Source organism: Marixanthomonas ophiurae, assembly GCF_003413745.1.
In the GTDB taxonomy this organism is placed as follows: Bacteria; Bacteroidota; Bacteroidia; order Flavobacteriales; family Flavobacteriaceae; genus Marixanthomonas; species Marixanthomonas ophiurae.
The window spans coordinates 11,639-30,528 of the sequence record NZ_QVID01000001.1 but is presented as its reverse complement, the minus strand read 5'-3'; the positions used below and the strand labels follow the sequence as shown (position 1 = coordinate 30,528).

The 18,890-nt window shown below is 36.6% G+C and carries 17 protein-coding genes, 5 tRNA genes and 1 pseudogene; all 23 read left to right on the top strand.

Going from position 1 to position 18,890, the window contains the following annotated elements; genetic code table 11:
* The first annotated feature begins 31 nt into the window (after nucleotides 1-31).
* Nucleotides 32-1,311, top strand: a pseudogene (locus tag DZ858_RS00140) (DUF2851 family protein).
* A 58-nt stretch (nucleotides 1,312-1,369) separates the two neighbouring features.
* Complete coding sequence (locus DZ858_RS00135) at nucleotides 1,370-1,600, top strand: PspC domain-containing protein (protein ID WP_117157561.1); 231 nt, start codon at nucleotides 1,370-1,372, stop codon at nucleotides 1,598-1,600.
* Nucleotides 1,601-1,683: 83 nt separating this feature from the next.
* A complete protein-coding gene (locus DZ858_RS00130; protein ID WP_117157560.1) occupies nucleotides 1,684-2,694 on the top strand; it encodes a potassium channel family protein in 1,011 nt (336 codons plus the stop codon).
* A gap of 106 nt (nucleotides 2,695-2,800) precedes the next feature.
* A complete protein-coding gene (locus DZ858_RS00125) occupies nucleotides 2,801-4,474 on the top strand; it encodes an alanine/glycine:cation symporter family protein (RefSeq protein WP_117157559.1) in 1,674 nt (557 codons plus the stop codon).
* 12 nt (nucleotides 4,475-4,486) lie between these two features.
* Complete coding sequence (locus DZ858_RS00120) at nucleotides 4,487-5,359, top strand: ComEA family DNA-binding protein (RefSeq protein WP_117157558.1); 873 nt, start codon at nucleotides 4,487-4,489, stop codon at nucleotides 5,357-5,359.
* Between the two features lie 76 nt (nucleotides 5,360-5,435).
* Nucleotides 5,436-6,602, top strand: coding sequence for an acyl-CoA dehydrogenase family protein (locus DZ858_RS00115; RefSeq protein ID WP_117157557.1), 1,167 nt, complete (start codon nucleotides 5,436-5,438; stop codon nucleotides 6,600-6,602).
* A 20-nt stretch (nucleotides 6,603-6,622) separates the two neighbouring features.
* Complete coding sequence (locus DZ858_RS00110; RefSeq protein ID WP_117157556.1) at nucleotides 6,623-8,047, top strand: carboxypeptidase-like regulatory domain-containing protein; 1,425 nt, start codon at nucleotides 6,623-6,625, stop codon at nucleotides 8,045-8,047.
* Nucleotides 8,048-8,127: 80 nt separating this feature from the next.
* Entirely contained in the window at nucleotides 8,128-8,322 is a 195-nt protein-coding gene (gene rpsU / locus DZ858_RS00105) for a 30S ribosomal protein S21 (RefSeq protein WP_117157555.1), read from the top strand.
* Nucleotides 8,323-8,475: 153 nt separating this feature from the next.
* The gene (locus DZ858_RS00100; RefSeq protein WP_117157554.1) at nucleotides 8,476-9,366 is read left to right on the top strand and encodes a tyrosine-type recombinase/integrase; all 891 of its coding nucleotides are present in this window, start codon (nucleotides 8,476-8,478) and stop codon (nucleotides 9,364-9,366) included.
* Nucleotides 9,367-9,389: 23 nt separating this feature from the next.
* Nucleotides 9,390-9,692: a ribosome hibernation-promoting factor, HPF/YfiA family gene (hpf, locus tag DZ858_RS00095; protein ID WP_117157553.1), complete on the top strand. Its 303-nt coding sequence runs from the start codon at nucleotides 9,390-9,392 to the stop codon at nucleotides 9,690-9,692.
* A 110-nt stretch (nucleotides 9,693-9,802) separates the two neighbouring features.
* Nucleotides 9,803-9,876: transfer RNA gene (locus tag DZ858_RS00090), tRNA-Thr, on the top strand.
* Between the two features lie 36 nt (nucleotides 9,877-9,912).
* Nucleotides 9,913-9,995: transfer RNA gene (locus DZ858_RS00085), tRNA-Tyr, on the top strand.
* 167 nt (nucleotides 9,996-10,162) lie between these two features.
* A tRNA-Gly gene (locus tag DZ858_RS00080) sits at nucleotides 10,163-10,235 on the top strand.
* A 201-nt stretch (nucleotides 10,236-10,436) separates the two neighbouring features.
* Nucleotides 10,437-10,508: transfer RNA gene (locus DZ858_RS00075), tRNA-Thr, on the top strand.
* Between the two features lie 55 nt (nucleotides 10,509-10,563).
* Nucleotides 10,564-11,748 (top strand): elongation factor Tu, encoded by a 1,185-nt coding sequence (gene tuf / locus DZ858_RS00070; protein WP_117157552.1) that lies wholly within the window; start codon nucleotides 10,564-10,566, stop codon nucleotides 11,746-11,748.
* A gap of 110 nt (nucleotides 11,749-11,858) precedes the next feature.
* Nucleotides 11,859-11,931, top strand: a tRNA-Trp gene (locus tag DZ858_RS00065).
* 24 nt (nucleotides 11,932-11,955) lie between these two features.
* Nucleotides 11,956-12,144, top strand: a complete 189-nt coding sequence (gene secE / locus DZ858_RS00060) for a preprotein translocase subunit SecE (protein ID WP_117157551.1) — start codon at nucleotides 11,956-11,958, stop codon at nucleotides 12,142-12,144.
* 2 nt (nucleotides 12,145-12,146) lie between these two features.
* Entirely contained in the window at nucleotides 12,147-12,701 is a 555-nt protein-coding gene (gene nusG, locus DZ858_RS00055; protein WP_117157550.1) for a transcription termination/antitermination protein NusG, read from the top strand.
* 72 nt (nucleotides 12,702-12,773) lie between these two features.
* Nucleotides 12,774-13,211 (top strand): 50S ribosomal protein L11, encoded by a 438-nt coding sequence (gene rplK, locus DZ858_RS00050; RefSeq protein WP_117157549.1) that lies wholly within the window; start codon nucleotides 12,774-12,776, stop codon nucleotides 13,209-13,211.
* A gap of 21 nt (nucleotides 13,212-13,232) precedes the next feature.
* A complete protein-coding gene (gene rplA / locus DZ858_RS00045) occupies nucleotides 13,233-13,928 on the top strand; it encodes a 50S ribosomal protein L1 (RefSeq protein ID WP_117157548.1) in 696 nt (231 codons plus the stop codon).
* Nucleotides 13,929-13,940: 12 nt separating this feature from the next.
* Nucleotides 13,941-14,462 (top strand): 50S ribosomal protein L10, encoded by a 522-nt coding sequence (gene rplJ, locus DZ858_RS00040; protein ID WP_117157547.1) that lies wholly within the window; start codon nucleotides 13,941-13,943, stop codon nucleotides 14,460-14,462.
* Between the two features lie 57 nt (nucleotides 14,463-14,519).
* Nucleotides 14,520-14,894 carry a 50S ribosomal protein L7/L12 gene (rplL, locus tag DZ858_RS00035; RefSeq protein WP_117157546.1) on the top strand — a complete coding sequence of 125 codons (375 nt, stop codon included), beginning with the start codon at nucleotides 14,520-14,522 and terminating at the stop codon, nucleotides 14,892-14,894.
* 136 nt (nucleotides 14,895-15,030) lie between these two features.
* Nucleotides 15,031-18,843: a DNA-directed RNA polymerase subunit beta gene (gene rpoB / locus DZ858_RS00030; protein ID WP_117157545.1), complete on the top strand. Its 3,813-nt coding sequence runs from the start codon at nucleotides 15,031-15,033 to the stop codon at nucleotides 18,841-18,843.
* The last annotated feature ends 47 nt before the right edge of the window (nucleotides 18,844-18,890 follow it).

Sequence of the window (18,890 nt, the reverse complement as noted above, 5' to 3'; positions counted from 1 at the left end):
TTACTGAAACTCCCCGTAACTTTTTCAAATCATGAAAGAAGATTTTCTGCATTACGTGTGGAAGTTTCAGAAATTTACCACCACCCAATTAAAAACTACGGAAGGACAACCCGTAAAGGTAATTTCAGTTGGGCAACATAATCATGATTCCGGACCTGATTTTTTTAATTCGAAACTTTCATTAGGAAATCAATTATGGGCAGGAAATGTTGAAATTCATGTAAAATCTTCAGATTGGTATGCGCATCACCACGAAAAAGATAGGGCGTACGATTCGGTGATTCTCCATGTGGTCTGGGAACACGATGCTGAGGTTTTTACGAAAGATGATTCATCGATTCCAACAGTAGAGATTAAGAATGTTATAAGCAATTACACGTTACAAAAGTACCGGAAACTAGTTTCGAAAAGAAATCAATGGATTCCTTGTGAGCAAGATTTTTCAAAGGTTGATGATTTCACTATAACCAACTGGTTAGAACGATTATACTTTGAACGACTTCAACAAAAATCTAAGTTGATTTTAAAAGAACTAAAAACGTCCAACAATCACTGGGAAGCTGTTTTGTTTAAATTGCTTGCAAAGAATTTTGGTTTAAAAGTGAATGGGGACTCTTTTTATAGCGTAGCACAATCGATTGATTTTTCTATAATAAAAAAGTGTGCGGAAAAACCATTGGAATTGGAAGCTTTACTTTTAGGACAGGCAGGTTTGTTGGGTACGAGTAATGAAGACTCTTACTTTAAAGAGCTTCACAAAACATACAGTTATTTAGCGCATAAGTTTCATCTTTCAAATGCTGAGGTAGTAACACCCAAATATTTCAGGTTACGGCCGCCAAATTTCCCTACGATTCGTTTATCGCAATTGGCGATGCTCTATCGAGAGCAAAAGCAATTGTTTTCAAAATTCATTTCCACTTCAGAAAGTCAACGTTTTATGAGATTTTGGATGTCACTGCATCTGAATATTGGAATACACATTATAATTTTGGAGTTACATCTGCAAAACGAAAAAAGAAATTAACCAAAGCATTTATCGATTTACTGCTTATCAATACGGTGATTCCTTTACAGTTTTGTTATGCTAATTATACTAAAAAGGACATTTCCGAAGAGATTATTCAGCTTGCTTCTTCCATAGATAAGGAAGAAAACAGTATTATTAAAAAGTTTAATGCTTTAAAACCAAGTGCAAAGACCGCATTAGATTCGCAGGGTTTACTTCAATTAAAAAATGAATATTGTGATAAAGTAAAGTGTTTACAATGCGCGGTAGGGAATGCCGTTTTATCTCTAAACAAAACTTAATTTGGCATGATTACATTCTAGCTTTAAGAATGTAGCGAAAAAATAGTATTTTGCAAGTATGTTAAAATCAGTATACCGCATACGGTATTTTTTTGAAAAACGTGGCTTTTACGTAAGTTCACGCTTGGCCGATCGCCTAGGAATGCGGGTGAAAAATGTACGACTTTTTTTTATCTACCTTTCCTTTGCAACATTAGGCGTAGGGTTTGCAATTTATGTAACATTTGCTTTTTGGTTACGTTTAAAAGATTTGGTGTACGCTAAACGAACCTCGGTTTTCGATTTATAAGATGTCTTTAAAAAAAGTGAAAATCAGATGATAATCAATAATTTAGGTATTTTATCTTCCGCTTTATTATATAATTTATAGGGATGAAAAGATTAGTCAATTCAAAAATATACGGAGCGGTCTTTCTTTTAATTTTTGTTTTTTCAATAGGAATATTGGTTTTTAGATTTTTTTCTGGTTATACATGGATTGATGCCATTTATATGACCGTGATAAGCATCACTACGGTGGGGTTTCAAGAAGTACGCCCGTTAGGGCCTTTTGAAAAAATGTTCACTTCTCTTCTCATACTTTCGAGTATATTTATAGTGGGTTATGCCATTTCAGTAATAACAGAATATATTTTAAGTAAAAATAACATCGGGAATTTAAAACAAAAGAGAGTGCAAAAAAAAATAGATTTATTGCGAAATCATGTGATAGTTTGTGGCTATGGACGTAACGGAAAGCAAGCTATAGAAAAATTAGATGATTATAAAAAAGAATTTGTAGTTGTTGAAATTGACGAACAAATAGTAGAGCGTTTTTTTGAAACCGAAATGTTATTTATAACCGGAAACGCTAATGAAGATGAAGTATTACTACAAGCTGGAATTGAAAAGGCGTCTACTATAATTTGTGCATTACCTAGTGATGCTGATAACCTTTTTATTGTGCTTTCTGCAAGGCAGATGAATCCAGAATTAAAAATAATAAGTCGGGCTAGTGAAGAAACTAGCTACCAAAAACTAAAACTAGCAGGAGCAGATAACGTAATCATGCCCGACAAAATAGGTGGTGACCACATGGCAAATTTGGTGGTGACCCCAGATTTGGTTGAGTTTCTGGATAACCTTTCGGTTTCAGGGGAGAAAGATAGTATTAATGTAGAGCAAATACCTTTTGAAAACGTGTGCCCAGATGGTAATCAAAAAGCAATATTAGAACTGGATATACGTAATAAAACAGGCTGTTCAGTAATAGGGTATAAAGCTTCAGGAGGAGAATATATTGTTAATCCTGAGCCATCTATGAAACTTGAAAAAGGTTCTAGTTTAATATTAATTGGAAGACCTGATCAAATTAAAAACCTAAAAAAGTTATACAATGTTTAAGGAACTGTTAATTTTTTAACGTGTAAATGTTTGAAATACGCCATTTTTTTTAGCATATTGCCAAAACAAATTTTTTCAAGCGAATAGTAATTAACTAAAAACGAAAATGAAGAAGATACTTCTTTCCCTATTTACAATTTTAACCCCATTATTAACATACGCTCAGATAGAAAAAAGCATTGGAGAATCTATAAACGAAGCTTTTGGAGAACACACAGAACCTATTGTAAAGGTCATCTTTTACCCTGTTGTAATCGCAGGAAAAGAGTTGCCAATAGTGATCATACTTTTACTATTAGGTGCTATCTTTTTTACCCTGTATTTTAAAGGAGTTAACTTACGGTATGTTAAAACAGCGATAAAAACAGCTTGGGGTAAGTATGACGATTTAGACCATCACGTACCTGCTGGAGATGATATAACAGTAGAAGATGGTCAAATTAAAGACACGGTACACCTTAAAGGGGAAGTTCCAGGAGAAGTAACACACTTTCAGGCGTTAACGGCTTCATTGTCTGCAACTTTTGGGCTTGGTAACATAGCCGGTGTGGCCGTTGCAATTGCAATTGGTGGTCCTGGTGCTACCGTTTGGATGATTGTAGCGGGTCTATTTGGTATGGCTTCAAAATTTGTTGAATGTACCTTAGGTGTAAAATACCGTGAAGTAGATGAAGATGGAAAAACCTATGGTGGTCCTATGTATTACCTTTCAAAAGGACTGAAAGAACTTAAAATGTCTGGATTTGGTAAAGTATTGGCGGTATTCTTTGCCATTATGTGTATTGGAGGATCGTTTGGTGGTGGAAATATGTTCCAATCTAACCAAGCGGCATCTCAGTTTACACAAATGATGGGTTGGACAGGCGAAGGTTACGGAAACGCAGGTTTATATTGCGGTTTAGTAATGGCAGTTATTGTAGGGCTTGTAATTATAGGAGGAATTAAGCGTATTGGTTCGGTTACCGAAAAAGTAGTGCCATTTATGGCTATTGTTTATGTATTGGCCGGAGCTATTATTATTGGTATAAACTATGATATGATTCCATTTGCAGCTAATCAAATATGGGATGGTGCAGTTAACCCAAATGCCGCTTTTGGAGGTGTTGTTGGGGTAATAATTGTTGGTTTTCAACGAGCAGCATTCTCTAATGAAGCTGGTGTAGGTTCGGCTGCGATTGCACACTCTGCTGTGAAAACAAGGTATCCTGCTAGTGAAGGACTAACAGCTTTACTTGGGCCATTTGTTGATACGGTTATTATCTGTACTATGACAGCGGTAGTAATCATCATCACTAATGCAAAACATAATTTATTTACCTACGGAAATTTAGATGCGGACAGTAACGTAATGTTAAACGCAACCAATACACCTATTAATGGTGTTGATTTAACATCGGTAGCGTTTGACTCTGCTATTCCATACTTCTCAATAGTATTGACAATAGCTGTTGTATTATTTGCTATTTCCACCATGATTTCTTGGTCGTACTATGGTTTACAGTCTTGGAAATATCTTTTCGGAAAAGGAAAAGCTTCTGATACTACCTATAAAATATTATTTTTAGTATTTTTAGTAATAGGTTCAGCTTCTAGTTTAGGAGCAGTAATCGATTTCTCTGATGCGATGATCTTTGCAATGGCATTCCCCAATATTATTGGTTTGGTGCTGCTTTCGCCTAAAGTTAGAGATGAACTTAAAAAATATTTTAACGCCATTAAAATTGGTAAAATGAATGCCGATATTGATCACGACAGTAAAGATGTGAGAAAGACTGAATAAACTATATTTAATATGAAACTAAAACCCCACTTCACGTTCAATAGAACTCAACGGAGTGGGGTTTTGCTTTTAGTATTGCTAATACTTGGTTTGCTAAGTGTATATTATTTTATGGATTTTTCCGAGAAGTCTACATTTGATACGGCTTCGGAAGAAATAGCAATATTACAAGAAGAGTTAGATTCGCTACGTGCTGCTGAAGCAGAAGCTAAAAAACCAAAAATCTATCCGTTTAACCCCAATTTTATAACCGATTATAAAGCCTATACACTTGGTCTTTCTACTGAAGAATATGATCGTTTAAAAGAATTTCGAAGCAAGGATCAGTGGATTAATTCTGTAGCAGATTTTAAGAAAGTAACACAAGTTCCTGATTCGCTGTTAGCTGAAATAAGCCCCTACTTTAAATTTCCAGAGTGGGTTACCAACCCTAAACCAAAAAAGGAAAACTATACTAATTACAATGCCGAAAAACCTTACGCTCAAAAAATAGACCTTAATAGAGCAACCAAAAAAGAATTACAGCAAGTAAGCGGAATTGGGGAGGCATACAGCGACAGAATTGTAAACTACAGGGAGAAGTTAGGAGGGTTTACAGACGATATACAGTTATATAATGTGTATGGACTTGATGCAACAGTAGTAAAACGAGCTTTGCTTCAGTTTACCGTAAAAACACCAAAGCAGATTAAAAAAATGAACATTAATACTGCTTCGGCATCTGATATTGCAACCATACCTAATGTTTCTTTTGAATTGGCAAAAAAGATTTGGGAGTATAGAAAACTTAGAGAAACTATAGCAGACATTTCAGAATTACAGAAAATTGAAGCGCTCTCAAAAAGTAAGTTACAGCTAATTCAGTTATATTTGTATGCAGAGTAATCAAGGATTCTATACCTTGAAGTGCAGAAATAAGATACATTTCAAAGAAAAACAATAAAAAACGAAACAATTATATATGAGTAGCATGTACTTTACAGAAGAACACGATTTTTTCAGAAAAAGCTTTCAAGACTTTTTGCAGAAAGAAGTAGTACCACATATTGAAAAGTGGGAAAAAACAGGAGATATAGAGCGTTTTATCTGGAAAAAATTTGGTGAAATGGGTTATTTCGGAATCAACTATCCTGAAAAATATGGCGGTTTAGATTTAGATCTATTTTACACAGTGATTTTTCTAGAAGAACTTCAGAAGGTTAATTCTGGTGGTTTTGCAGCCGCTATGTGGGCACATGCTTATTTAGCACAGACGCACTTAAACAAAGAAGGTAACCACGAGCAGAAAGAAAAGTATTTAGCCCCTAGTATTGCTGGTGAAAAAATAGGCTGTCTCTGTATAACTGAACCTTTTGGGGGTAGCGATGTAGGAGGCATGCGAACCACAGCAGTTAAAAAAGGAGATAAATATGTTATCAACGGTTCCAAAACTTTTATAACTAATGGCGTGTATAGCGATTATCTAGTAGTGGCTGCAAAGACGTCTCCTGAGCTTGGTAATAAAGGTATCAGTATTTTTGTGATGGATCGCGACACTAAAGGCATATCATCCACAAAATTAGATAAACTAGGTTGGAGAGCTAGTGATACGGGCGAAATTGCCTTTGATAATGTAGAAATTCCTGTCGAAAACCTAATGGGCGAAGAAAATAAAGGCTTTCCTTACATTATGCAGCATTTTGCATTAGAACGCTTGATAATGGGTGTAAACGCTCACGCCCGTAGCGAATTTGCTTTGGAGTATACTATTCAATATATGAAAGATCGTGTTGCTTTTGGTAAATCTATTTCAAAGTTTCAAGCACTCCGTCATAGAGTAGCTCAATTAACAAGCGAAGTTGAAGTTTGTAAAACGTTTAACTATGTAACCACCAAACGGCTTAACGATGGTGAATATGTGGTGAAAGAAGCCACGATGTCTAAGTTGATTTCCACTAAAGTATCAGATGAGGTGATGTACGACTGCCTTCAGTTTCTAGGAGGTTATGGGTATATGGAAGACTATCCATTAGCCCGTTTAGCACGTGACAGTAGATTGGGGCCAATCGGCGGAGGTACGTCGGAGATACTTCGTGAAATTATTGCCAAAATGGTGATGGACGGAGTAGAATACAAACCGGCGACTTAACCTTTATTGAAACATCAATCATGCGTTTATCATTTCTAAAATACTTTTTTAGTATCACTATTTGTTTTATAAGCTTGCAGCTATTTTCTCAAACTGAAATTAAAGGGAAAGTTGTTGATTTCACACAATTGTTGCCCATTGAGAGTGCCAGTGTATATGTTCAAAATTCAACCATTGGAACCATAACAAATACTGATGGTAAGTTCTCGTTGACCGTGCCACAAAAGTTTGTGAATGATACGCTCGTTATTTCTTCCATAGGGTTTAAAAGCTATAAAATTTCAGTAAAGGAGTTTGATGGTTCTGTCGATGTTTTTTTAGAAGAAGATATTGCCTCGTTAGACGAAGTAATGATTATCGCTGAAACAAGACCTAAAACAGGGAATGATATTGTGCTACGTGCCATTGAGGAATTGCCTGATAATCTGCCAGAACAGCCTTATTTACAGAAAGGCTTTTTAAGACATAAAGAGCGAAATAAAAAGGAGTTTAAGTGGCTTATTGAGGCAGCATTAACTCTATACGACTCTAGTTATGCTTCTGGTGCTAAAAACAACCTAAAAGTAAACATAGACGAAATTAGAAAGAGTTATGATTTAAGGGCTGTAGATAGTCTCTTTGCGTATACGTCCTATCTTAAATACCATGAACACAAAGTAAAAGTACGCTCAAAAACGTTACGACGCGACACGATTGAAACAGCCTCTTTAGTCAAAGCTATAAAATGGAATGACGAGCGAGTAAATGGTATGGATAACTTATTTAAAGGAAAGCTTAACCTAGTAAGGAATGCCAATGTCACTGGAGCGCTTTTTGGAAAAGATGTGCTAAAAACACATCAATTTAAGCTTGATACGGTTTTGGTAGATAATGACAGAAAACTCTATAAAATCAAAATTTTAAAAGGGGAAGAATACGTAGGCTTAAACACAAAAAACATCTATAACGAAGGATTCGAGCCAAAAGGATGGTTATATATATATTGGGATAATTACGCCTTTAAAAAGGTAGAATATGAGTTAATAGCAGCTTCTACAGCACAAAGAAGAAGGAGTAAAAGTCTTTTCGATACGCTTGTAAACCATAAGCTAGAACTTACTTATAAAGAGTATAACGATAAAATGTATCCTAGTTATATGTATTATGAAACTCCAAAATTAGTACAGGTAGGAAATCGATCTTCCGATAAAATAGATGAAGAAAAAGCCCAAGCTGATAAAGAAGAACAATTTTATTACACTGTACAAGAAATCCTCTTTACTGAAATAATTGAAGATCCATTACAAGTTGAGCAAGCGTTGAAAAACGAATGGTCTTCCGATATTTTTGTAACCAGACCTTACAACGCAACATTCTGGAAAAACTACAATGTGTTGTTAGAGAGTAATGAAGAAGAACAGCTTATTCAAGATTTAAGTAAAAGAGCTTCGTTATTTAAAGAGTAAAAAAAAATCGTAATTGGTAATACATCAATCTAAAATTAAATAGTATCTTTGCCGATCTAAAGAGAGGAGGTGATGACACTATGTTAATAATACCAGTAAAAGACGGCGAAAATATAGATAGAGCGTTAAAGCGTTTCAAGCGTAAGTTTGACCGTACGGGAACGATGCGTCAGCTACGTAAAAGACAACAATTTACGAAGCCATCTGTTAAGCGCAGAGCGCAAATCCAGAAAGCCGAATATATTCAGAACTTAAGAGATCAGGAAGAAATTTAAATTTTCTTGCGAGGTAGGAATTTCCTGCCGACTCTAAACTATACATCCGTTGGAAGCATTTTCCAACGGATTTTTTTATGAAATAGCATTTCATTTCAGTTCGTTAAAGGCAATTTCAGTATCTTCACACAACCTATAATTTGTATCTCGAACATGCCTTTTTCAGCCTTTATAGATTATTTATCTCTAGAGAAAAAGTATTCTCCACATACCGTCACTGCCTATAAAAAAGATTTAGAAACTTTTCTAGAATTTGCTTCTACCGAATTTGAATATCCTGAAATTGCAACAGTACATTATTCCATTATCCGGAGCTGGATTATTACATTGGTAAATAACGGAGTTTCTAACCGAAGTGTAAACCGTAAAATTTCCTCGCTAAAAACCTACTACAAGTTTTTACTGAAAACAAAACAAATTGAAGTAAGCCCTTTAGTTAAACACAGAGCTTTAAAAACTGCAAAAAAAGTACAGGTACCTTTTTCAGAAAAAGAAATAAACGAAGTATTGCAATTGCTCCAAGAAGCCGAAGGGTTTGAAGGCGTTCGCAATAAATTAATTGTCGAGCTTTTTTATACTACGGGTATGCGTCGGGCTGAGTTAGTAAATTTAAAAATTGGCGCTATTTCTGAAACATCAAAAACAATTAAGGTTTTAGGAAAGCGTAATAAGGAACGTATTATACCATTACTGGCAGCGGTAATCAATACAGTTGTAGAATATAAAGCTGAGCGATCAAAATTAGAAGAAATAAAAGATCCTGATTATTTATTATTGACCACTAAGGGCGTTAAAATATATGAAACGCTTGTCTATCGGGTGATAAATTCTTATTTTAGTAAAGCGTCTGAAAAGGTAAAGAAAAGTCCGCATATTCTGCGGCATTCTTTTGCTACCCATCTTTTAAACGAAGGTGCAGATTTAAACGCGGTAAAAGAGTTATTGGGGCATTCTAGTTTGGCTTCTACGCAAGTTTATACGCATAGTAGTATTGCAAGGCTAAAACAAGTGTACCAAAATTCACATCCTCGCAATTCAAAATAAGTATTAACTTAAAAATTTCGCTTATGAAAGTAAATGTGCAAACTCCAAATTTTGTTGCAGATGGTAAGCTTATCAATTTTATTGAAAAGAAACTTTCTAAACTAGAACAATTTTATGATCGTATAATTTATGCCGATGTGTTTTTAAAAGTTCAAAAAACCAGCGATAAAGAAAATAAAAATGTAGAAATACTCTTAAGTATTCCTGGTGACGATCTGATAGTCAAAAAGGAAGCCAAATCTTTTGAAGAGGGAACAGATGAGTGTGTGCATGCATTACAGCGGCAATTAAAAAAACGAAAACAAAAACAAAGAGCTTTTTCTTAAACTTTTTTGATAAAATATTTTTTTAAATAATAAATTTATATAAATTTGCAGTCCGTTAGAAATAGCGGACTTTTTTATGTTGAATTTTCAACTTAGAAAAGGGCTTCAAAGCCGATGTAGCTCAGCTGGCTAGAGCAGCTGATTTGTAATCAGCAGGTCGTGGGTTCGAGTCCCTCCATCGGCTCTTTGAAAAGCAAGAGAAATTAGTTCTTTTAACATTGGGGAGATACTCAAGCGGCCAACGAGGGCAGACTGTAAATCTGCTGTCTTTCGACTTCGCAGGTTCGAATCCTGCTCTCCCCACTACGATTTAATTATTAAGTCGTTTTTCTGAATTTACAAAGCAAATATGCTGGGTGTAATTCATTAGTTGAGTTTTTTAAAATATTTAACTCAAACTATGTTCTAATAAATATTGAAATGTTTATTTTTGTACTCCTTTTTCAGAAAGTATAAAGATTAAAAATTAAGCGGGAGTAGCTCAGTTGGTAGAGCGTCAGCCTTCCAAGCTGAATGTCGCCGGTTCGAACCCGGTCTCCCGCTCAATAAAGAAACAGTTGTTTTTAAAACAGTTTAGTGTTTTGGAAATAGCTTTTTTGAGCGAATGAAAAGTTTGCCTTAAGCAAAGCATTTTGCTGAGCTTGTCGAAGTATCGAAGCAAACCTGATCTCTCGCTTAAAATTCCTGCGAAGGCAGGAATCTCTTGCATGAGCGATGTCTCGGTGAGTAGATTCAACACTTTACGCCGGTGTAGCTCAGGGGTAGAGCGTTTCCTTGGTAAGGAAGAGGTCATGGGTTCAATTCCCATCATTGGCTCAACTTTGTTTAAAATTGAACACTAATATATAACTAAGATTTAAATTAATACAACATGGCAAAAGAAACATACGATCGGTCGAAGCCTCACTTAAACATAGGTACAATTGGACACGTAGATCACGGAAAAACAACTTTGACAGCTGCTATTACTAAAGTAATGGCTGATGCTGGTTATTCAGAAGCTAGTGCTTTTGACCAAATTGATAATGCTCCTGAAGAAAAAGAAAGAGGTATTACAATTAACTCTTCACACGTAGAGTACCAAACAGCTAATCGTCACTACGCACACGTTGACTGTCCTGGTCACGCGGATTACGTGAAGAACATGGTTACTGGTGCTGCTCAAATGGACGGTGCTATTTTGGTTGTTGCTGCAACAGACGGTCCAATGCCACAAACTCGTGAGCATATCCTTTTAGGACGTCAGGTTGGTATTCCAAAAATCGTAACATTCTTAAACAAAGTTGATTTAGTTGACGATGAAGAATTGTTAGAATTAGTTGAAATGGAAGTAAGAGACTTGCTTTCTTTCTACGAATATGATGGTGATAATGGTCCTGTAATCTCTGGTTCTGCTCTTGGAGCGTTGAACGGAGAACAAAAATGGTCAGACACTGTTTTGGAGTTGATGGAAGCTGTTGATAACTGGATTGAATTGCCAGAACGTGATGTAGATAAGCCTTTCTTGATGCCAATCGAGGATGTATTTTCTATTACAGGTCGTGGTACAGTTGCAACTGGACGTATAGAAACAGGTGTTGCTAACACAGGTGATGCTGTTGATATTATTGGTATGGGAGCAGGAAAACTTTCTTCTACTGTTACTGGTGTTGAGATGTTCCGTAAAATCCTTGATAGAGGTGAAGCTGGAGATAACGTAGGTATCTTATTAAGAGGAATTGAAAAGTCTCAAATATCAAGAGGTATGGTAATCTGTAAGCCGGGTTCTGTTACTCCACACGATAAGTTTAAAGCAGAGGTTTATATCCTTAAAAAAGAAGAAGGTGGTCGTCACACGCCATTCCATAATAACTACCGTCCTCAGTTCTACGTTCGTACAACTGATGTTACAGGAACAATTAATCTTCCTGATGGTGTAGAAATGGTAATGCCAGGAGATAACCTTACAATTACAGTAGATCTTATCCAGCCTATCGCAATGAATGTTGGACTACGTTTCGCTATCCGTGAAGGTGGTAGAACTGTAGGTGCAGGTCAGGTAACTGAAATTTTATAAATAAAGTTAATTTGAAAAGTCTAAAGGTGTCCACCATAGGTGGATGCCTTGGCTTTTATTAAGGGGATTGTTTAAGTCTATAAAATAATAGATATTGAATTCCTTTATTTACGGGCGTAGCTCAGCTGGTAGAGCAGTGGTCTCCAAAACCAAAGGTCGTGAGTTCGATCCTTACCGCCCGTGCTAAATAGGTTAAAACCAATTATAATGGTAAATTATATAAAAGAATCCTATAGTGAACTTAAAAACCACGTAACCTGGCCAAGTTGGTCAGAAGCACAAAAACTAACAGTTGTTGTGGCAGTATTTTCAATTATACTGGCATTACTTGTTTTTGGTGTTGACAAGGTGTTTAGTAGAGTTATAGAATTTTATTTTGAATGGATCAAGTCGTAATTATGACTGAAACTAAGAGTACAAAAAAGTGGTATGTAGTCCGGTCGGTAAGTGGACAAGAAAATAAGATTAAGTCGTATCTCGAAACTGAGATTACACGATTAAATCTTGAAGACTATATTGAACAAGTTCTCGTACCTACTGAGAAAGTAATTCAAATTCGTAATGGAAAAAAAATCAATAAAGAGCGTGTTTTTTTTCCAGGTTATATTATGATTCAAGCGAGTTTGGCTGGAGAAGTACCACATATTATAAAATCAATTAATGGAGTTATTGGTTTTTTAGGTGAAACCAAAGGAGGGGATCCTGTTCCGCTAAGACAGTCTGAAGTAAACAGAATGTTAGGAAAGGTAGATGAGTTAGCTGTAGAAGATGATAATGTAAACATTCCTTTTGTAATTGGTGAAACTGTAAAAGTAATTGACGGTCCTTTCAACGGCTTTAACGGTACGGTTGAAAAAATAAACGAAGAAAAACGCAAGCTTGAAGTTATGGTGAAAATATTCGGAAGAAAAACACCATTAGAATTAAGCTATATGCAAGTAGAGAAAATTTAATTGTTACACGCTATATAAATAGGTTTTTTCTTTAGCTTCCATAAAAGAGAAAATCACAGTAAAATTAAAACAATGGCAAAAGAAGTAGATAAAGTAGTAAAGTTGCAAGTTCGAGGTGGTGCCGCTAACCCGTCGCCTCCAGTAGGACCAGCTTTAGGTGCTGCCGGTGTGAACATTATGGAGTTCTGTAAGCAATTTAATGCTAGAACCCAAGATAAACAAGGAAAAGTGTTGCCAGTTGCGATTACGGTATATAAAGACAAATCATTTGAATTTGTTATTAAAACCCCACCCGCTGCTGTACAAATTCTTGAAGCTGCTAAGGTCAAAAAAGGATCTGGTGAGCCACACGCAAGAAAAGTAGCATCTATTTCATGGGATCAAGTTCGAGCTATTGCAGAAGACAAAATGCCCGATTTAAATGCATTTACTGTTGAGTCTGCCATGAGAATGGTAGCTGGTACTGCACGATCAATGGGAGTGAAAGTAAAAGGAGCTGCTCCTTTTTAATCAAGAAAAAGAATCTATAAAATGGCAAGATTAACAAAAAAGCAAAAAGAAGCAACGCTTAAAGTAGAGGATAGATCCTACACTGTAGCTGAAGCTTCTGCTTTAATAAAAGAAATCACCAATGTAAATTTTGATGCCTCTGTAGACCTTGCGGTTCGTCTTAACGTGGATCCACGTAAAGCAAACCAAATGGTTCGTGGCGTTGTTACCTTACCACACGGTACTGGTAAAGATGTTAAGGTGTTGGCATTAGTAACTCCTGATAAGGAGGCTGAAGCTAAAGAAGCTGGAGCAGATTATGTTGGATTAGATGAGTACCTCGAGAAAATTAAAGGGGGATGGACAGACGTTGACGTTATTGTAACTATGCCAAGCGTTATGGGTAAATTAGGACCATTAGGACGAGTTTTAGGACCACGTGGATTAATGCCTAACCCAAAAACAGGTACAGTAACAATGGATGTTGCTAAAGCAGTTTCTGATGTAAAAGCTGGTAAAATTGACTTTAAAGTTGAGAAAACTGGTATTGTACACGCAGCAATTGGAAAAGCATCTTTCGATGCCGAAAAAATTGCCGGAAACGCAAGAGAATTATTAACAACACTCGTTAAACTGAAGCCTCAGGCCGCAAAAGGTGTGTATATAGAAAGCATCTATATGTCTAGTACTATGAGTCCTAGTGTAGAGATCGACACCAAACGTTTCACTGAGCAGTAAAATTGAGAACTTATGACAAGAGAAGAAAAATCACAAGTAATTGAAAGTTTGACTGCACAGTTATCCGAGAACACTATTATATATTTAGCAGATATCTCGGGGCTTGATGCAGGAGCTACAACAAAATTGCGTCGCGCTTGTTTTAAAGCGGGAGTAAGTTTGAATGTAGTAAAAAACACCTTGCTTTCTAAAGCTATGGAAAGCAGTGATAAGGACTTTGGTGAGTTATCCGAAGTACTTAAAGGCAATACATCGTTAATGGTTTCTGAAACAGGAAACGCACCAGCAAAAGTAATTAAGGAATTCAGAAAAAAATCTGAAAAGCCTCTACTTAAAGGAGCCTTTATTGAAGAAGCAATTTACGTAGGCGATGAGAAACTTGACAAGTTAGTTGAAATTAAATCTAAGGAAGAAGTTATTGGAGACATTATATCAGCGCTTCAATCTCCTGCCAAGAATGTTATTTCAGCACTTAAATCAGGTGGTACTACAATCGCGGGTATTGTTAAAACCCTTTCTGAAAAAGAAGGATAAAAATTTAGCACTAATTAAATTACACATATTAATACAATTATTTTAAAACGATAGAAAATGGCAGATTTAAAAGATTTCGCAGAACAATTGGTTAACTTAACAGTAAAAGAAGTTAATGAGTTAGCTGAAATATTAAAAGAAGAGTACGGTATAGAGCCTGCTGCTGCAGCTGTAGCTGTTGCTGGTGGTGGTGCTGGCGGAGGCGAAGAAGCTGACGAGCAAACCGAATTCGACGTAATCCTTACAGCCGCAGGAGGTTCTAAGTTAGCAGTTGTAAAACTGGTAAAAGAATTAACAGGTGCTGGTCTTAAAGACGCTAAAGGATTAGTAGATAATGCTCCATCTCCAATTAAAGAAGGTGTAGCAAAAGACGAAGCTGAAGCAGTAAAAGCTCAGTTAGAAGAAGCAGGAGCAGAGGTTGAGCTTAAGTAAGCTCTCCACGTTTCAAACCTTACGGTTTAGGCCTTCCGGATATCCGGAATAGGCCTAAACCATTTTGCGTATATAAAGGTTAATAGTTTTTTGAGTATAGGCAAAAGTAGTTTTTTTAATTAAATTCCGTCCATAGATGTCAGCAACGCAAACTGAAAGATTGAATTTCTCTTCTGTACAGAACAAACCGGATTATCCGGATTTTCTGGATATTCAGATTAAATCCTTCCAGGATTTTTTCCAGCTTGAAACAAAGTCAGAAGAAAGGGGTAACGAAGGCCTTTATAACACCTTCATGGAAAACTTTCCAATAACAGATACCCGAAATCAATTTGTATTAGAGTTTTTAGATTATTTTGTAGATCCGCCAAGATACTCCATTCAGGAATGTATTGAGCGTGGTCTTACGTACAGCGTTCCCTTAAAGGCACGTTTAAAATTATATTGTACCGATCCTGAGCACGAAGATTTTGAAACTATCGTACAGGATGTGTACTTAGGAGTGATTCCTTATATGACTCCAAGTGGTACTTTCTGTATCAACGGTGCAGAACGTATTGTAGTATCTCAGTTACACCGTTCACCTGGTGTGTTCTTTGGACAATCCTTTCACGCAAACGGAACCAAATTATATTCAGCTCGTGTAATTCCTTTTAAAGGGTCATGGATTGAATTTGCTACCGATATTAACAGCGTTATGTACGCGTATATCGATAGAAAGAAAAAGTTGCCGGTAACAACATTGTTCCGTGCTATTGGTTTTGAAAGAGATAAGGATATTCTTGAAATATTTGATCTTGCTGAAGAAATTAAAGCAACAAAAACTGGTCTTAAAAAATTCTTAGGCCGTAAACTCGCTGCCCGTGTTCTTAAAACGTGGCACGAAGACTTCGTGGACGAAGATACAGGAGAAGTTGTTTCTATTGAGCGTAACGAAATTGTATTAGACCGTGATACTGAGCTTGAAAAAGAGCACATTGAAGAGATATTAGACTCTGGGTCAAAAACGATTTTATTACATAAAGAAGATAATCAGCAAGGAGACTATGCGATTATCCACAACACATTGCAAAAAGATCCTACCAATTCAGAAAAAGAAGCGGTAGAGCATATCTATAGACAATTACGTAACGCTGAACCGCCAGATGAGGAAACCGCTCGTGGTATCATCAATAAGTTGTTCTTTTCAGACCAACGTTATAACCTTGGTGAAGTAGGTCGTTACCGGATGAACAAAAAACTAGGTCTTGATATCGACATGGAAAAGCAGGTGCTTACCAAAGAAGATATCATTACCATTGTAAAATACTTAATCGAGCTTATCAACTCAAAAGCTGAGATTGATGATATTGATCACCTAAGCAACCGTCGTGTACGTACCGTAGGAGAGCAGTTGTCATCTCAATTTGGTGTTGGTTTAGCCCGTATGGCACGTACTATTCGTGAGCGTATGAACGTTCGTGACAACGAAGTGTTTACCCCGATTGATTTGATCAACGCGAAGACACTTTCTTCAGTTATCAATTCGTTCTTTGGTACCAACCAGTTGTCTCAGTTTATGGACCAAACAAACCCGCTGGCTGAAATTACGCATAAGCGTCGTCTTTCAGCTTTAGGACCTGGAGGTCTTTCAAGAGAAAGAGCAGGGTTCGAGGTTCGTGATGTCCACTATACACACTACGGAAGACTTTGTCCTATTGAAACACCGGAAGGGCCAAACATTGGTTTGATTTCTTCACTTTCAGTATATGCCAAAGTAAACAACTTAGGTTTTATCGAAACACCTTATAGAAAGGTTGAAGACGGTAAAATCGATCTGAAAAGTGAACCAATATATCTTTCGGCTGAAGAAGAGGAGGATAAATTGATTGCACAAGCAAACATTCCACTTAAAGATAATGGACAAATTGATAGCGATCGTGTAATTGCACGAATGGAAGGTGATTTCCCGGTTGTAGAGCCAAATACGGTTAATTATGCCGATGTTGCGCCTAACCAAATTGCTTCTATTTCAGCATCTTTAATTCCATTTTTGGAACATGATGATGCCAACCGTGCGTTGATGGGATCGAATATGATGCGCCAGGCAGTACCTTTATTGAGAGCAGACTCTCCAATTGTTGGTACAGGTTTGGAACGTCAAGTAGCTTCAGATTCTCGTGTATTGATTAATGCAGAAGGAGATGGCGAAGTAGAGTATGTTGATGCAAACGAAATTTCTATTAAATATGACCGTACCGATGATGAGCGTATGGTAAGTTTTGATAGTGATTCAAAAACATACCAGCTGGTAAAATTCAGAAAAACAAACCAAGGTACATCCATTAACTTGAAGCCAATTGTAAGTAGAGGTGATCGAGTTAAAAAAGGACAAGTACTTTGTCAAGGTTATGCAACCGATAAAGGTGAATTAGCATTGGGTAGAAACATGAAAGTAGCCTTTATGCCTTGGAAAGGGTATAACTTTGAGGATGCGATTGTGATTTCTGAACGCGTAGTAAGAGACGATATATTTACATCGATTCACATTGATGAATATTCACTTGAGGTACGTGATACCAAATTAGGAAATGAAGAATTAACTCATGATATTCCTAACGTTTCAGAAGAGGCTACTAAAGACCTTGATGAAAACGGGATGATACGTGTAGGTGCCGAAATAAAACCAGGTGATATATTAATTGGTAAGATTACTCCAAAAGGAGAAAGCGACCCAACTCCTGAAGAAAAATTACTTCGAGCGATATTTGGTGATAAAGCAGGTGATGTAAAAGATGCTTCATTAAAAGCTTCTCCATCATTACGAGGTGTTGTAATTAATAAGAAGTTATTTGCACGTGCTATTAAAGATAAGCGTAAAAGAGCAAAAGATAAAGAAGATATCTCTGCACTAGAAATCGCTTACGATGCTAAATTTGATGCATTAAAAGATGTGTTAGTTGAAAAACTATTTGCAATTGTAGGAGGAAAAACCGCTCAAGGTGTTACTAACGATCTTGGTGAAACGGTATTTCCAAAAGGTAAAAAGTACACCCAAAAAATGTTAAATGCAGTAGATGACTACGCACACTTAACAGGAGGTACTTGGACTACCGATGATGACCTTAATGCATTAGTTGCCGATTTATTGCACAACTATAAGATTAAAGAGAACGATTTACAAGGTGGATTACGTCGTGAGAAATTTACCATCTCTGTAGGAGATGAGTTGCCTTCTGGTATTCTAAAACTTGCTAAAGTTTATGTCGCTAAAAAGCGTAAACTTAAAGTAGGTGATAAAATGGCGGGACGTCACGGTAACAAAGGTATTGTAGCACGTATTGTTCGTGAAGAAGATATGCCTTTCCTTGATGATGGAAGCCCTGTAGATATCGTGTTGAATCCACTTGGGGTACCATCACGTATGAACATTGGTCAAATTTATGAAACGGTACTAGGATGGGCTGGGCAAAAATTAGGTCGCAAATTTGCTACTCCAATTTTTGATGGTGCAACTATAGACCAGATTAACGAATTGACTGATGAAGCTGAGATACCAAGATTTGGACACACGCATTTATATGATGGTGGAACCGGACAGCGTTTTGACCAACCTGCAACAGTAGGGGTTATTTATATGCTGAAACTAGGTCACATGGTAGATGATAAGATGCACGCACGTTCTATTGGACCATACTCATTAATTACACAACAACCATTGGGTGGTAAAGCTCAATTTGGTGGTCAGCGATTTGGTGAGATGGAGGTTTGGGCACTTGAAGCCTACGGAGCATCCAGCACATTACGTGAAATATTGACAGTAAAATCTGATGATGTTATTGGTAGAGCTAAAACATATGAAAGTATTGTTAAAGGCGAAACCATGCCAGAACCAGGGCTACCAGAATCTTTTAACGTGTTAATGCACGAATTAAAAGGGTTAGGACTTGACATTAGATTAGAAGAATAAAAGAAATTCCCTCCTTTGGGAGGGAATCTTTACGCTTCAAACGGAGT

What these genes read in the sequence shown, in the direction of transcription:
- DZ858_RS00135 (WP_117157561.1), top strand. Translation starts at nt 1,370, where the DNA reads ATGTTAAAATCAGTATACCGCATACGGTATTTTTTTGAAAAACGTGGC.
- DZ858_RS00130 (WP_117157560.1), top strand. Translation starts at nt 1,684, where the DNA reads ATGAAAAGATTAGTCAATTCAAAAATATACGGAGCGGTCTTTCTTTTA.
- DZ858_RS00125 (WP_117157559.1), top strand. Translation starts at nt 2,801, where the DNA reads ATGAAGAAGATACTTCTTTCCCTATTTACAATTTTAACCCCATTATTA.
- DZ858_RS00120 (WP_117157558.1), top strand. Translation starts at nt 4,487, where the DNA reads ATGAAACTAAAACCCCACTTCACGTTCAATAGAACTCAACGGAGTGGG.
- DZ858_RS00115 (WP_117157557.1), top strand. Translation starts at nt 5,436, where the DNA reads ATGAGTAGCATGTACTTTACAGAAGAACACGATTTTTTCAGAAAAAGC.
- DZ858_RS00110 (WP_117157556.1), top strand. Translation starts at nt 6,623, where the DNA reads ATGCGTTTATCATTTCTAAAATACTTTTTTAGTATCACTATTTGTTTT.
- rpsU (WP_117157555.1), top strand. Translation starts at nt 8,128, where the DNA reads ATGTTAATAATACCAGTAAAAGACGGCGAAAATATAGATAGAGCGTTA.
- DZ858_RS00100 (WP_117157554.1), top strand. Translation starts at nt 8,476, where the DNA reads ATGCCTTTTTCAGCCTTTATAGATTATTTATCTCTAGAGAAAAAGTAT.
- hpf (WP_117157553.1), top strand. Translation starts at nt 9,390, where the DNA reads ATGAAAGTAAATGTGCAAACTCCAAATTTTGTTGCAGATGGTAAGCTT.
- tuf (WP_117157552.1), top strand. Translation starts at nt 10,564, where the DNA reads ATGGCAAAAGAAACATACGATCGGTCGAAGCCTCACTTAAACATAGGT.
- secE (WP_117157551.1), top strand. Translation starts at nt 11,956, where the DNA reads ATGGTAAATTATATAAAAGAATCCTATAGTGAACTTAAAAACCACGTA.
- nusG (WP_117157550.1), top strand. Translation starts at nt 12,147, where the DNA reads ATGACTGAAACTAAGAGTACAAAAAAGTGGTATGTAGTCCGGTCGGTA.
- rplK (WP_117157549.1), top strand. Translation starts at nt 12,774, where the DNA reads ATGGCAAAAGAAGTAGATAAAGTAGTAAAGTTGCAAGTTCGAGGTGGT.
- rplA (WP_117157548.1), top strand. Translation starts at nt 13,233, where the DNA reads ATGGCAAGATTAACAAAAAAGCAAAAAGAAGCAACGCTTAAAGTAGAG.
- rplJ (WP_117157547.1), top strand. Translation starts at nt 13,941, where the DNA reads ATGACAAGAGAAGAAAAATCACAAGTAATTGAAAGTTTGACTGCACAG.
- rplL (WP_117157546.1), top strand. Translation starts at nt 14,520, where the DNA reads ATGGCAGATTTAAAAGATTTCGCAGAACAATTGGTTAACTTAACAGTA.
- rpoB (WP_117157545.1), top strand. Translation starts at nt 15,031, where the DNA reads ATGTCAGCAACGCAAACTGAAAGATTGAATTTCTCTTCTGTACAGAAC.